Source organism: Endozoicomonas sp. ALC020, from assembly GCF_049275935.1.
Taxonomy (GTDB): Bacteria; Pseudomonadota; Gammaproteobacteria; order Pseudomonadales; family Endozoicomonadaceae; genus Endozoicomonas_A.
Window position 1 is genome coordinate 4,833,484 of sequence record NZ_CP184830.1, and the last position, 13,996, is coordinate 4,847,479.

Annotated in this window: 10 protein-coding genes; 7 read left to right on the forward strand and 3 right to left on the reverse strand. The window is 49.0% G+C overall.

Annotated features, from left to right (window positions below):
- Nucleotides 1-22: 22 nt before the first annotated feature.
- The 4 genes from ACOJUO_RS18055 (at nt 23) to ACOJUO_RS18070 (ending at nt 4,080) form a co-directional block, all read left to right on the forward strand.
- Nucleotides 23-505: a low molecular weight protein-tyrosine-phosphatase gene (locus tag ACOJUO_RS18055; RefSeq protein ID WP_422133334.1), complete on the forward strand. Its 483-nt coding sequence runs from the start codon at nt 23-25 to the stop codon at nt 503-505.
- A 3-nt stretch (nt 506-508) separates the two neighbouring features.
- On the forward strand, nt 509-1,522 hold the full coding sequence (gene murB, locus ACOJUO_RS18060) for a UDP-N-acetylmuramate dehydrogenase (protein ID WP_422137718.1): 1,014 nt from the start codon (nt 509-511) through the stop codon (nt 1,520-1,522).
- A gap of 171 nt (nt 1,523-1,693) precedes the next feature.
- Nucleotides 1,694-3,151 carry a L,D-transpeptidase family protein gene (locus ACOJUO_RS18065; RefSeq protein ID WP_422137719.1) on the forward strand — a complete coding sequence of 486 codons (1,458 nt, stop codon included), beginning with the start codon at nt 1,694-1,696 and terminating at the stop codon, nt 3,149-3,151.
- A 164-nt stretch (nt 3,152-3,315) separates the two neighbouring features.
- Nucleotides 3,316-4,080: a DeoR/GlpR family transcriptional regulator gene (locus ACOJUO_RS18070; RefSeq protein WP_422137096.1), complete on the forward strand. Its 765-nt coding sequence runs from the start codon at nt 3,316-3,318 to the stop codon at nt 4,078-4,080.
- Nucleotides 4,081-4,276: 196 nt separating this feature from the next.
- Here the strand turns inward: ACOJUO_RS18070 and ACOJUO_RS18075 are convergent, their stop codons facing one another.
- Both ACOJUO_RS18075 and ACOJUO_RS18080 read right to left on the reverse strand, forming a co-directional pair.
- Nucleotides 4,277-4,642 carry an RING finger domain-containing protein gene (locus tag ACOJUO_RS18075; RefSeq protein WP_422137720.1) on the reverse strand — a complete coding sequence of 122 codons (366 nt, stop codon included), beginning with the start codon at nt 4,640-4,642 and terminating at the stop codon, nt 4,277-4,279.
- Between the two features lie 299 nt (nt 4,643-4,941).
- The gene (locus ACOJUO_RS18080; protein WP_422137721.1) at nt 4,942-7,893 is read right to left on the reverse strand and encodes an Rne/Rng family ribonuclease; all 2,952 of its coding nucleotides are present in this window, start codon (nt 7,891-7,893) and stop codon (nt 4,942-4,944) included.
- A gap of 571 nt (nt 7,894-8,464) precedes the next feature.
- On the opposite strand from ACOJUO_RS18080, the gene rluC reads away from it, so the two are divergent.
- The 3 genes from rluC to ACOJUO_RS18095 all read left to right on the forward strand — a co-directional run bounded on the left by rluC (nt 8,465) and on the right by ACOJUO_RS18095 (nt 11,256).
- Nucleotides 8,465-9,448: a 23S rRNA pseudouridine(955/2504/2580) synthase RluC gene (rluC, locus tag ACOJUO_RS18085; protein WP_422133339.1), complete on the forward strand. Its 984-nt coding sequence runs from the start codon at nt 8,465-8,467 to the stop codon at nt 9,446-9,448.
- A 76-nt stretch (nt 9,449-9,524) separates the two neighbouring features.
- The gene (locus tag ACOJUO_RS18090) at nt 9,525-10,187 is read left to right on the forward strand and encodes an HAD family hydrolase (RefSeq protein WP_422133340.1); all 663 of its coding nucleotides are present in this window, start codon (nt 9,525-9,527) and stop codon (nt 10,185-10,187) included.
- A gap of 82 nt (nt 10,188-10,269) precedes the next feature.
- Nucleotides 10,270-11,256, forward strand: coding sequence for a S49 family peptidase (locus ACOJUO_RS18095; RefSeq protein ID WP_422133341.1), 987 nt, complete (start codon nt 10,270-10,272; stop codon nt 11,254-11,256).
- Nucleotides 11,257-11,569: 313 nt separating this feature from the next.
- Here the strand turns inward: ACOJUO_RS18095 and ACOJUO_RS18100 are convergent, their stop codons facing one another.
- Nucleotides 11,570-13,762, reverse strand: a complete 2,193-nt coding sequence (locus ACOJUO_RS18100; RefSeq protein WP_422137722.1) for a WD40 repeat domain-containing protein — start codon at nt 13,760-13,762, stop codon at nt 11,570-11,572.
- Nucleotides 13,763-13,996 lie beyond the last annotated feature (234 nt).

The following is a 13,996-nucleotide window of genomic DNA, read 5'->3' on the forward strand; positions in this document are numbered from 1 at the left end:
GCAGCCAAGCAAGGGTAAAAGAATGATTCGGGTACTTTTTGTCTGTCTGGGTAATATTTGTCGTTCTCCCACCGCTCACGGTGTGTTTGTTCATTTAGTGGAGCAGGCCGGTTTATCTGGTCAGATCGGGGTGGATTCAGCCGGTACCAGTAGCTGGCACAAGGGAGCAGAGCCCGATGGCCGGTCAATAGCAGAAGCTTCACGTCTGGGCTATGATCTGTCGTTTATTCGTTCACGGCAGGTCTTGACCTCCGATTTTCAAGAGTTTGACTATGTGTTGGCCATGGATGAGAGTAATCTCCGGGATTTGCTGGATATCTGCCCGCCTGAGTACCGCCATAAAGTACAACTTTTTCTGTCTTTCAGTGATGTTTCGGAACGTGAAGTGCCTGATCCCTATTATGGTGGGGCGCAGGGTTTTACCGAGGTGCTGTCTCTGGTTGAGAAGGGCGGGGCGTCACTGTTGGAGCACATCAAACATCATGATCGGAGTGAATTGCGGTAGTTCATGAGAATTCTTGAAAATTATTCCCTCCAGACCCTGAACACCTTTGGTTTCAGGGTCAATGCCCGTTATTTCGTTGATGCCGTTTCGGTTGAGAATCTCCGCGAGGCCATTGCTTTTGCAAACACAAAGAATCTACCCCTCGTTCCCCTGGGTGGTGGTAGCAATCTGGTGTTAAGTGGTAATCAGGAGGCTCTGTTTGTCCATATCAATATTCCTGGCAAAAAGGTGATCTCCCGTGAAGATGAATGTGTCACCGTGACAGCGGGAGCGGGTGAGAATTGGCATGAGTTTGTCCGCTGGACTCTGTCTGAACAGGCGTTCGGGTTTGAGAACCTCTCCCTGATTCCGGGGAGTGTTGGAGCAGCACCGATTCAGAACATTGGGGCCTATGGCGTTGAAATCAAAGATTACTTTCGCAGTTTGGAAGCACTGGATATCCAGTCCGGAGAACTGAAAAGCTTTTCTCTTGAGGATTGCCGGTTTGGCTATCGTGACTCAATCTTCAAGCAATCAGCTCGAGACCGCTTTATAATCACGTCTGTTTCGTTTGCTCTTGATGCCAGATGGTCGCCCAAACTCTCTTATGGTGATTTACAGCAGGAAGTAGAGCGGCGCTCAGACGGAAACCCTGATGCTCTTGTGATCAGTGAGGCTGTCTCTGATATTCGCAGGGAAAAATTGCCTGACCCTCTGAAACTGGGTAATGCCGGTAGCTTCTTTAAGAATCCTGTAGTGAATGAAGCACTTTTGAAGAAGATACAGGCAGATTACCCTGATATCGTCGCTTATCCCTTTGAAGGCCGCTGGAAGTTGGCCGCTGGCTGGCTGATCGACAGGGCGGGTCTGAAAGGTTTTCGTCAGGGATCGGTAGGCACTTATCACAAGCAGGCTCTGGTACTGGTCAATCATGGTGGAGCAGAGCCCGATGATTTGCTGGGGCTGGCCAAGCATATTCAGTCTGTGGTTCGTAATAAATTTGGCGTCGAGCTGGAGATGGAGCCAAGAGTCTATTAATTTCTTGAGCTTTTCCAATCACGAGTGCCAGTTTTCTGGCATTCCCCTTCCCTTCTGATGATAAAGAAAAACTCCCTTTTTCAGGCTGTCTACTCTTAAGAAAGTACGAGATGTTTTCTGTTCGATGAAAGCCTTTTATGCAGTGAGGCTTGTACTGTAAATGGAGCTTTCATGCGTGGTTTTCTATCGTTAGTATTGCCGTACCTCTTTGTTAACCTATCTGCTACAACCGTGTCCGCAGAGGACTGGTTATCAGTCCCTTCAGTATCTTCAGATCCCGAAATCCAAATCAAGAGTGAAGGGTATTCACAAGCTGCTTCCAGTGAGCAGTTGATCAGCTGGATGTCAACAGCGCCCCTGCATGGTATTGAATTTCCACAGAGTCAGTGGTTGCAGCTGGCGATTGATCCCTCCGAGCAGAATGTTCGAAAAGTCGCTTACGAATTTGCGGCTTATCTGGATACCGGGCGACTGGACAGAAGGGTTTATCAGCCGGGGTGGAGAATTGCAGACACAGCTACTTTGCCTGTATTGCAGGAGCATATGGACTCTAACTCGCTTGATATGATTGAGCCCAGGCTGCCGCAATATGAGTTGTTGATGAGAGCGCTACAACGGTTTTATACCTATCTGGAGACGGCTGCTGATCACTTTCCGTCCAGTATGGTGCTGCAAGAAGGGGATCGGCATCCTTCCATTTTGATTCTGAACCAATGGTTATTTGATCTGGATCTGGCTGATCGTCTGCCGACAGGGCATTACAGTCGATCCCACATGTCAGTGGTCAAGACATTACAGAAGCAGTATCGAATTCGTGCAGACGGATATGTAGGTGAGCGCACTCGTCAGGCTCTGATTGCATTAACCCTTCAGAGAATCAAAGTCCTGAAGGTGAATATGGAGCGAATGAGGTGGATGCCCAGATCCTTGCCTTATCCTCATGTGCTGGTGGATATTGCCGGTTTTAATGTGGCCTGGGTGACGAGTCAAAGAAAACAGAGGCTTTATCGCGCCATTGTTGGCAAGCCTTCTCGCCAGACTCCGATTTTTCAGGAAAGTATAGAGAGTATTACAGTGAATCCATACTGGCGGGTACCTAGCTCTATTTCCTCGACTTCGATATTGAGGAGGGCTCAGAAAGATCCTGCATTCCTGAAACGTGAGGGTTTTTCTGTGTATGAAAGTTGGAAGTCAACTGCAAGAGAGCTGGATCCTGACACGATTAACTGGAAAAAATACAATCGCAGAGTCTTTCCCTATCGTCTGGAGCAGAAGCCGGGGAAGGTGAATCCACTGGGCAAATATAAGCTCGACTCTCCCAATGCCTACAGTATTTACCTGCATGATACTGACAAGCCGGATCTTTTTAAGGAATCTGTCAGAGCCTTCAGTTCCGGTTGCACCCGGGTTGAAAATATTGAACATTTAATTGGCAATATTCTTAAAAGCCAGGGAATGGAAAATGAAGCAAGGACTTTGCAAGCCACTTCGGAGACGGGCAAGTTAAAACTCAGAAAGCCTGTTCCACTCTATTTTGTTTACTTCACTGCCTGGCCAGACAGTCATGGTCGTGTCCGCTTCAGGCAGGATATCTACAATCTGGATGATGCATTACTGTCCGGACTGTAATTGCAACCACTGGAGACGTTCGAATTTTCTTCGCCACGAGCATTTGAAGTTGGTATCCTGAAGGGATTGATTGGAATATCTCCATGGATTAACACTCTGCTGCGCAGGGTGTTTTAGCTGACAAGAGTTTTCGGATGACTGCCAAGACAGCTGCTGTATCTTCTATACCTCAGACCCATCGTCAGGAATTGATTGTTGATTTGATTCGTCAGCATGGCTTTATGACGACCGATGAATTGGTGCAACACTTTAAAGTGGCTGCCCAAACGATTCGCAGAGATTTGAATGAGCTGGACAAAAAGAACCTGATCTCAAGGCATCACGGTGGTGCAGGTATGCCGTCCAGTAGTACAGTCAACACGGCTTATTCAGAGCGCAAGATGAGCCTGAGTGAAGAAAAGGCTTGTATTGCTGCCGAGCTGGTAAAAAGAATCCCCGATGGTGCATCACTGTTTATCAATATCGGTACTTCAACTGAAGCTGTGGCCAGGGCATTGTTGAATCACAAGGCGTTAAGAGTCGTTACCAATAACCTTCATGTGGCGTCAATTTTGCTACAGCGCGAAGACTTTACCGTTGTCATTGCAGGGGGGGAAGTCCGTAATCGTGATGGCGGTATTGTCGGTCAGGCAACCCGGGATTTTATTGAGCAATTCAGAGTGGATTATGCCGTCATGGGCATCAGTGGCATCGATATGGACGGTGCCCTGATGGACTTCGATTACCATGAAGTCAGGGTCGCTCAGGCCATGATTGGTAATGCCAAACACTGTTTCCTGGCAGCGGATCACAGTAAATATGGTCGCAGTGCTATGGTCAGGCTGGGTCATCTTGAGCAGATTGATGTCCTGTTCACGGATGTTGAGCCACCTGAGCCGCTTAAAGAGGTTATGGCAAATTGCGCGATAGAGATGGTAATTTGCGAATAACGGATCACTGTCGCTCATAAAAAGTGCTTTTACTCAAAAAAAGGTTAATGGTTAAAGAGAACCAAAAAGCACTTGTAGCCATACCAGATTAAATTTTCATCCGTTAAAGGACTTTCAACCATATACTAACCAGAATACGGCGGACTTTCAGGTGAAGAAGAACAAGCTCTTATCTCAGAGATTAAAGTCCGCTAGCTTATATGCTATCGCTATTTATGAAGTTGACGCGAGCTTGAAACAACAAATTTAACATATACAAAGTATTAAGGTCTGGACCCTCCGGGTGCTGGATAGATGTGACGTTATCAGCTTCTATCAAGAAATGAACAGGTGAGTCCTCTCGCTGGGTTGTCCTTTCCTTGAGGGGAGTCCTACACATAGGACATACATCACCATGCTCTAGCCAGGTTACCAGGCAGGATGTGTGAAAATTGTGGGCGCATTTGGTAACCGATACTTCTTTTTCTGCAAAACTAAAATAACAAACAGGACATTCGTCCTCTTTCATATATTCAGTAGCGGGCCAGTAATATTGGTCAGAAGGGCTCGTGATTACGTTCATAATATTTACTCCTGTTTACTTGGCTTATATTTTTTAGACCTGCGTTATCTCTTTTAGTTCCCTGGTCCTCTGCATTTTTGGTGGTTATTGAAAAGCGGTAACGATGTAATCGGAGTTGCAACGTCAATCGTGTTTTCCAACTCCCGTAATAAGCATGAAGTTATGAGCTTTAAGACAAGCAAGGAGAGGCATGGCCTCTCCTTTTTTTATGGGTGTCATTACAATCTGACAGTGTTGAAATGATGAACTCTCATCAGTGGAGTCATAACAGCCCGATGATTGCTCACCGGGCTTGATTATTAATTCTCCTGTGATGCAGAGACTGCAGGTTGCTCATCTTCAGATGGCTTGCTTTCGGGCTGCTGGGCTGTTGAAGCCTGCTGTTGCTCCTGACGACGCTTCATGCGAGGGTCGTTGTGGGCCCTGCTGCGTCTGCGGCGGGGGGCAGGTTCTTCTTTCTTGCTGAACTCAACAATATTTGATGTTGGCTCAGCTGCAGCCTCAGGTTTGGCAGCTTTGCGTGCCTCCTGCTGTTGAGGTGCTGCTTCAGCAACCGGTTCTGGAGCGACTTCCCTGCTGGTCTCAATCACTGGAGCTGCGGGTCTGGCAGGTTCTTCTGCTTTTTCGACTGTGGGCTCAATGCTTTGCTGAACCGGAACATTTGGCTGCTGAAGAGGGGATGCTTCCCTGTGGCTGCTGGCAGCGACTGCCTTGGCCATTTCAGTCATGCGAGGCGCTGCAGTTTCAGGTGCCTCAACAACTGGTGGGTTAGCAGGTCGGGTATCTTCAGCCTGAGGCTTCTGCCCGTTGGCAGGAGCTGCCTTGCTAACCGCTTCCTCAGCCTGTCTTGTTGCTGGCGTTTCGGCAATAGCATCGACCCTTTCTGGCTGGTGGGATGCTTTCTGTTCAGATTCTCTGGCAGCCATCTTTTCAGTCGGTGCTTTCAGTGGGGCTTCTACTTCCTGAGAGGCCCTTAGGTCCTGCTGAAGAGCCGGTTTAGCACTCTGTTTTTGAGAGGTCTGTTCTACAGGTTCTTTTACAGCTGCACTCCTTCTGGCGGCAGCAGGTTGCGATGGTACTTCCGTCTTGCCTTCTTCAGGCTGAGACAGAGAGGGTAGTGAGGGCTGTTCCAGTTGGCTACGATCTCTCTGGGAGGGACGGTTGTTTCTTCTGCGATGTGCAGAGCCGGGACGACGACGGCGACGGTTATCTTCCTGCTGCTCGGAAATGGCCTGATCCTGATGTTTCTGATCTGTCAGAGGCTCACGGCGATCTCTTCTTTCCTGTTGCTGGCGACGAGAGCTGCGCTCCTCAGGCTGCTGGCGAGCAACGCGTTCCTGACGGGGCGAGTTGTCTCTTCTCTCGTCCTGTTGGCGACTACTGCGACGGCGCTCATTCCGAGCCTGACGATCATCAGCCTGCTCTTTGCGGTGCGGTGGCTTGTTGCGTTGCTGGCGTTGGCCACGATGATCTCGCTGCTGAGAGTCGCGCTGTTGATTATTGCGATCTCTTGGCTGGCGCTGCTGAGGAGCAGGCTTTTGGGTTTCAGCCTGGGTAGGCTTTTGTGAGGCTTCTTCGGCCGTAAAAAGACCACCAATTGCTTTGACAAAAGACTTCAGCAGGCCTTGTTTTTCAGCCAGAGCGGGTGCGGGTTGAGATGGAGCTACGTTTTTAACCGCCGCTTCCTGACGTGGAGTTGCCCTGGTCTGTGAAGAGGTTACTTTTTCTTCCTGTGGCTCGTCGGCAGTGATGATTTCGTAGCTGCTCTCGGAGCCTTCCAGCACGTGATCATCTCTCAGACGCTGTACGTCGTAATGCGGTGTTTCCAGGTTTGGATTGGGAATCGCAACAATGCGAATCTTGTGACGCTTCTCAATCTTGGCGATGGTCTGGCGTTTCTCATTCAACAGGAAGGCAGCAACAGCGACCGGCACCTGGGCACGGATTTCAGAAGTCTTGTCTTTGAGAGCTTCTTCTTCCATCAGGCGCAGGATTGACAGGGCCAGGGATTCAATATCACGGATAGTGCCCTGGCCAGAGCATCTTGGGCAGACCACACCGCTGGTTTCACCCAGTGACGGGCGCAGACGCTGGCGAGACATTTCCAGCAGTCCGAAAAGAGAAATACGTCCGGTCTGCACGCGTGCGCGATCCATGGAGAGTGCCTGACGAATGCGATTCTCGACTTCACGCTGATTGCGGTTGTGGCTCATGTCGATGAAGTCGATCACGATCAGCCCGCCGATATCACGGAGCCTGAGCTGACGGGCGATTTCATCGGCCGCTTCCAGGTTGGTGTTGAGTGCCGTTTCTTCAATATCGCCACCACGGGTTGCCCGGGCGGAGTTAATATCTATGGAAACCAGGGCTTCAGTGGGGTCAATGACAATGGAACCACCCGAAGGCAGCTCAACTTCACGCTGAAAAGCTGTTTCGATCTGAGATTCGATCTGGAAGCGGTTGAACAGCGGGATGCTGTCTTTGTATAGCTTGACCTTGTGCTGGTACTGGGGCATAACCTGCGTGATGAAATCCACTGCTTCGTCAAATACGCTGGATTTGTCGATCAGAACTTCGCCAATGTCCTGACGCAGATAGTCCCTGATTGCCCGGATAATGACGTTGCTTTCCTGGTAAATCAGCATAGGTGCTGGCTTTTGTGCCGCATCCTTGATGGAACTCCAGAGTTGAAGCAGGTAATCGAGGTCCCACTGCAGTTCATCTCCGGAGCAACCGAGACCTGCTGTGCGGACAATAACACCCATTTCGGAAGGGATCTTGAGGTTGCTCAGGATTTCACGGAGTTCAGCCCGTTCATTACCCTCGATGCGACGCGAAATGCCGCCGGCTCTTGGGTTGTTGGGCATCAGAACCAGATAACGACCGGCCAGACTGACCAGCGTCGTGAGAGCAGCGCCCTTATTGCCGCGCTCTTCCTTATCTACCTGAACAATGACTTCCTGCCCCTCTTTGATAACGTCCCTGATGTTGGGGCGACCACCTTGATGAGGGGAGCTGAAGTATTCCCTGGAGATCTCCTTAAGGGGGAGGAATCCGTGACGTTCAGCACCAAAATCGACAAAAGCTGCTTCCAGGCTGGGTTCAACCCGGGTGATTTTTCCTTTGTAGATGTTGGCTTTTTTCTGTTTACGAGCGCCGGACTCGATGTCCAGATCGTAAAGGCGCTGGCCATCAACCAGCGCGACGCGCAACTCTTCAGACTGAGTTGCGTTGATTAACATTCTCTTCATAGAGTACCGAATACATTAAGAGGCTATCCTCTCAAGCCGGCACTGCCCGTTTTCTTGTCTTCCGGTCCGTCACTGATGCGGAACTGCCGGTTTATAATCTGTGCTATCAGGGTTACTTCCCAGTACTTCTTTAACCAGCTTTGTAACTATTTAGCATCAAACCGGTGACCAGGTCTTAATTCAGACGGGTCACCCTGGGCGGGGAAATTCAGTTTTACCGGGAATTTTCGGCGTTTATCGATAGCGATTGGCTCGATAAAAAAGTAGGCCGATTATAATGTCAATCTTCCCGGAGTTCTCCTCACGCCCGGAATCCGGGGGTGCACTGCTTGACAGAGAGTAGCGCTGTTTATCTTACACGGCTGGGCCGTGATGGTGTTTCATCTGTCCTGAGTGTCATCGGCTCTGGTTCAAGTGGCTTTATGGCTCTTTCGTACTTGCCAATTCCGCTGTCGGCCGCTCTCAGGATTCGTAAATCGAACTGCCTACTCGTATATGCATAAGGCAGTGCAACAACTATACCAGTAATCTGTAAGTGCTTCAAATGACGGAAAGCTGATACTATAGCGCAATGGATAGACATCAGAACGACTCCCGGCAAGCCGGAGAACCCCGCCCAGCGGTAAAAATGATCAATATTGACAGCGAAGATGCCGGGCAACGGGTCGATAATTATCTGGTACGGATTCTCAAAGGTGTGCCCAAAACCCGGGTTTACAGAATCATCCGTAAAGGTGAAGTACGAGTAAACAAAAAGCGCGTAACTGCAGATTACCGGCTTCAGGATGGAGATCTGTTAAGGGTTCCACCTGTCAGGATTTCTGAAAAGGCTCCCATGGCAACGCCTGGGGCTGTTATTATCCAGAAGCTGGAAGATGCCATCCTCTATGAAGACAAATCTCTGATTATCATCAATAAGCCAGCCGGTATTGCTGTTCATGGTGGCAGTGGTATCTCCTATGGCGTTATTGAGACTTTGAGAAACATCCGTCCTCAGGATCGAAGTTTGGAACTGGTGCATCGTTTGGACCGGGATACCTCGGGCTGCCTGATGATTGCCAGAAAGCGAAGCATGCTTCGTTATCTTCATGCTCAGCTGAAGGAAGATAAAATCAGTAAAATCTACAACGCCCTCGTCCTGGGTCGCTGGCCGAGCAGGAAAGTTCTTGTGAATGCCCCTTTGCTGAAAAATACCCTTCGATCCGGAGAGCGGATGGTGACGGTGGATTTAGAGGGTAAGCGTTCAAAAACCCTTTATCAGGTGCTTGAGAGATTCAGTTGCGCCAATGAAGCAGCCACTCTGGTAGAGGCCAGTCCGGTTACCGGTAGAACGCACCAGATCAGGGTGCATTGTCTGCACGCCGGGTACCCGATTCTTGGAGATGATAAATACACGCCAGATGAAGATAATAAACGATTCAGGCAGTTCGGGTTGAAGCGACTGTTTCTTCATGCCGCCAAACTAAAGCTGGTTCTGCCGGATGGCCAGTCTTTGACAATTGATGCCCCTTTGCCGGAAGATCTTGAGGATGTACTTGAGACGATCAGGAATTAATATTTTTTTGGATATTGATGGCGTCTTTTTTTTTGTGTTACAGACATCTGGACAAGCAGTAGAAGATTGATCAGGTATGAAGGAAAGAAAAGAGTATTCACTGGTTGTATTTGACTGGGATGGAACCTTAATTGATTCTGTGCCCAATATCGTAACCGCCCTGGTCAGGGCGGCAGAGAACATGGTGTTGCCTGTTCTTTCAAATGAGACTTATAAAAGCATAATTGGACTGAGCCTGGGGGAGGCGGTTGCAAGACTCTATCCTGAGCTGGATGACGGGCAGGTCGCCGCTTATCGTGAAGCGTACCGGTTCTTTCATCTTAAGCTGGAGCAGAAGCCATCCCGTCCTTTCCCCGGGGTTACCCGGGGGTTGGAGCATCTGAAAGGTACGAGGATCAAAATGGCGGTGGCTACGGGTAAAAAAAGAGCGGGCCTGGAGCGCTCAATGACCGCTAACGGTTACCAGTCATTCTTCGAGGCCAGTCGGACAGCCGATGATGCCCATTCCAAACCTCATCCGATGATGCTTGAACAGTTGCTTGCTGAGTTCGGTGTAACTGCAGATCAGGCGCTTATGGTTGGAGATTCCGGGTTTGATATGGCCATGGCTGCCAATGCTGGTATGGATAGTGTGGCAGTCACTTATGGCGCTCAGGATGAAAGCAAGCTGAAAGAGTATGATCCGGTGTATACGGTGGACTCTTTTGATGATTTGATTGATTGGCTGGGCAAACACTGACAGTCATAGAAAAAGAACTTTTTTTGTGCTCCGTTCGAATAAGGGACAGAGAAGTTTGTTGAAAATAGCAGGAGTGAGTTGAGTGAGTAGTTCATGGAATGAGAGTGATGACTATGAACAGTCAGGTGATAAAGAAGGGCGTGCCTGGAAGCTGGTTGAGAACCTGGCCCAGGGTGCTTTGAAAGAGCAGCGTCGTGCACGTCGCTGGGGGATTTTCTTCAAGCTTCTGACTTTTATCTGGTTGTTTGTATCCGTTGGTGTTTTCTACAACGCCATGCATGTAGATCTTTCTGGTGCTCCAGCCAGTGCATCCCATACTGCCCTTGTAGAGTTGGACGGTGTTATCGGAACCGATGATGTCAATGCCGACTCTGTGGTTACCGGGCTGCGTGCAGCCTTTGAAGATAAAGGTACCAAGGGGGTTATTCTTCGTATTAACAGCCCCGGTGGCAGCCCGGTTCAGTCTGGCTATATCTATGACGAGATCAGGCGGCTGAGAGGCTTGTATCCTAAGACTCCCCTCTACGCAGTAGTCATGGATATCGGTGCTTCTGGTGGCTACTACGTGGCGGCGGCGGCAGATAAGATTTATGCAGATAAAGCCAGTCTGGTCGGTTCCATTGGAGTGATTTCTTCCGGTTTTGGCTTTGTCGAGGCTATGAAAAAGCTGGGCGTGACCCGCCGTAACTATACGGCAGGTGAGTTCAAAGCCTTCAATGACCCCTTTCAGCCCGAGGACTTTGAAGCGACTCAGCGCTGGCAGCAGTCTCTGGATACGATCCACAATCAATTTATTAATGTCGTAAAACAGGGGCGTGGTGATCGTCTGTCTGATAATAAAGATATCTTTTCCGGCATGGTCTGGACAGGAGAACAGGCAATAAAACTGGGTTTGCTGGATGGTCTGGGTAGTGCCGGTTATGTAGCACGCGAAGTAATTGGTGAAGAAGAAATTGTCGACTTTTCTCTGCGTTTGACTCCTTTCGAGCGTTTTGCGAGAGATTTTGGTGCCGGGGTTGCTTCGACTGCGGTTAAGGTGCTTGGGTTGAACTCCTTATCGTTGCAGTGATGTTTTTTGAGTAAGACCCATCGTGCTTTCTAACTCCCGGGATGAGCATGGATATTTGAGCCTTAAAGCAAGGCGACGATCGCCAACGCAGGATTAAGGCTCAAATCTTCAGTGCAATAGGGAATTAGAAAGTTCGATTGGTATAATTAAACCTGGAAAGGCCAGCGATTTGCTGGCCTTGTTTGTTGCAGATCCAGTTGAGATCAGCTTTTCCAGCGTACAACGGAACCTCTGTCTTCTGGTCGTTTTTCAGTCTCTCTTTGAAGTTCCACTCACCCTGAATCCAGTCGTCACCCATGTCTACAGGATTGAATCAATTAGGCTGCTTGCCCACACTCCTCAGCAATTTAGTGACTCGTACTGTTTTGTCCTTACTGGTGGTCACCACATGGCGTTGATCGGCGCTGAAGGTGGCTGATGTGATTGGCCCCTCATGGGAAATGGTGGCTTTTTTTACCCATGATCCGTCGGCCATCTTGCCATAGACTATTGCTGTGTGATCGTCACTGGCCGTTACCACATGGTTCCCATCAGCGCTGATGTTGGCTGATATGACCTTGTCATTATGGGAAATGGTGACTTTTTCTGTCCATGATTCATCGGCCCCCAGCTCATAAATTTTCGCCGTGCGATCGTCACTGGTGGTCACCAGATGGCGGCCATTGGCGCTGAAAGCGGCTGAACTGATTCGACCCTCATGGGTAATGGTGACTCTTTCCACCCATGAGCCGTCGGCCATCTTGTCATAGACTTTGGCCGTGTGATCGTCACAGATGGTCACTAAGTGACAACCATCAGCGCTGAAGGTGGCTGATCTGACCTTGTCTTTATGGAAAATAGTGGCTTTTTCTACCCATGATCCATCGGTCTCCCTGCCATAAATTTTTGCTGTGTGATCGTCACTGGCGGTTGCCAGATGACGACCATCGGCGCTGAAGGTGGCTGAGTTGATCTTATCATTATGGGAAACGATGGTTTTTGCTTTCCATGATCCATCGATACCCCAGTCGTAGATTTTCGCTCTGTAGTCGATACTGATGGTCACCAGGTGGTGGCCCTTGATGCTGAAGCTGGCTGAGTTGACAGGACCTTTATTAGAAATGGTGGTTTTTTCTACCCATGATCCATCGCCGTTCCGGCCAAGGATTGTCGCAGTGCCATTGTCCTTGATATCAATTACATAGAGGCCTTGCTCGCTATAGAGCGTTGAGCGGCTCCAACCAGTCACGGCGACGGTGTCTTCTTCTATCCATGATCCACTGGCCCCCCGGGTATACATTCTCAACCTGTTATCGCCACTGAGGATTATCAAATGGCGACCATCGTCAGTAAAGCTGGCTGACTTCATGGGAGCATTATGCAAAATGGTATCTTCTTTGACCCATAATCCATTGAGTTTCTGATAGATTTTCGCCGTGTTATCGCTACTGAAGGTCACTACACGACAGCCATCGGAACTAAAGATAGTTGGTTTGTCCAAACCATTATTGGAAATGGTGGTTTTTTCTACCCATGATCCCCCAGCTTTATGGCTGTGGATTTTCACCGTATGATCGTCACTGGTGGTTACGACATGTTGGTTGTCGGCGCTGAAGGTGGCTGAGTTGACCTTATCAGTATGGTAAATCGTGGTTTTTTCTTCCCATGATCCATCGACGTTCTGGCCATAGATTTTCGCCGTGTGATCGTCACTGGCGGTCACCAGATGGCTTCCATCGGGGCTGAGCTCAGCTGACCTGATATTGCCAGTATGGTGAATGGTGGTTTTTTCTTGCCATGATCCATCGACCTCCTGGCCAAGGATTTTCACACTGTGATCGTCGCTGATGGTCACGACCTTGCTGCCATCGTCGCTGAATCTGGCTGATTTGATACGGCCACTATGGGAAATGGTGAGTTTTTCTTCCAGTGTTCCATCCTCTCCCAGAGCATAGATTTTCACCCTATGATCGTCACCAACGGTTATCATATGGCGGCCATCGGCGCTTAAGGACGCTGAGTTGATGCTGCTGTTATGGGAAATGCTGGTTGTCTCTAATTTAAATGTTTTACATTGAGACATCACTTTACTGACAGTGAAAAAGAACAGAGCAGGAAAATAAACACTCTCCCGGCGTTTCATGACTGAATCGATTAACGCCTCATCATCGGTAAAGCGCTGCAACCATTCAGTGAGCTGCTTGTCATCTTTGTTACTGAGTATTGTCTTTAATTGAGCCTGGTGTGAAGAGGGAAACCGGCCATACCAATTCTTTGCCAGAGTATCGCCTTGTTTGGTAGCACCCTGAAAAAGGCGAGATGCCCTTTCTAAGCTGCTAACAGATCGGAGATCCAGAAATTTAAAAATTTCCGATTGTGCCAAGGGGGGCAAATTTGCCAATGAATGTTGTGGCTTATCAGGTGCCGTTACATGCTTCCCCGAACTGACTCTGGTCGTTGTCTCTGACTGAGATTGCTTTGGTTCTGACAGGCCAACAATGCCGTAATTATCATTTATGCGAGTCATACTTGCTCCCTCCCTGGATAGATATTTTCCTGCAATCAAGAATGATATTCAGAGTTGATTTAGTAGATTAGAGTCTTTTTTGGGACAATAGTTCAAAAAAATAGAACCACATGCAAATTGGGTGATATGCTGATTTGCCATTAAGAATGAGTATTGATTAATGATTCTTATCGAATGAGCGTAAAACCCCGTACTTTGAGGACGGGGATGAAAGCTCGGCTTGCAGAGCAAGCC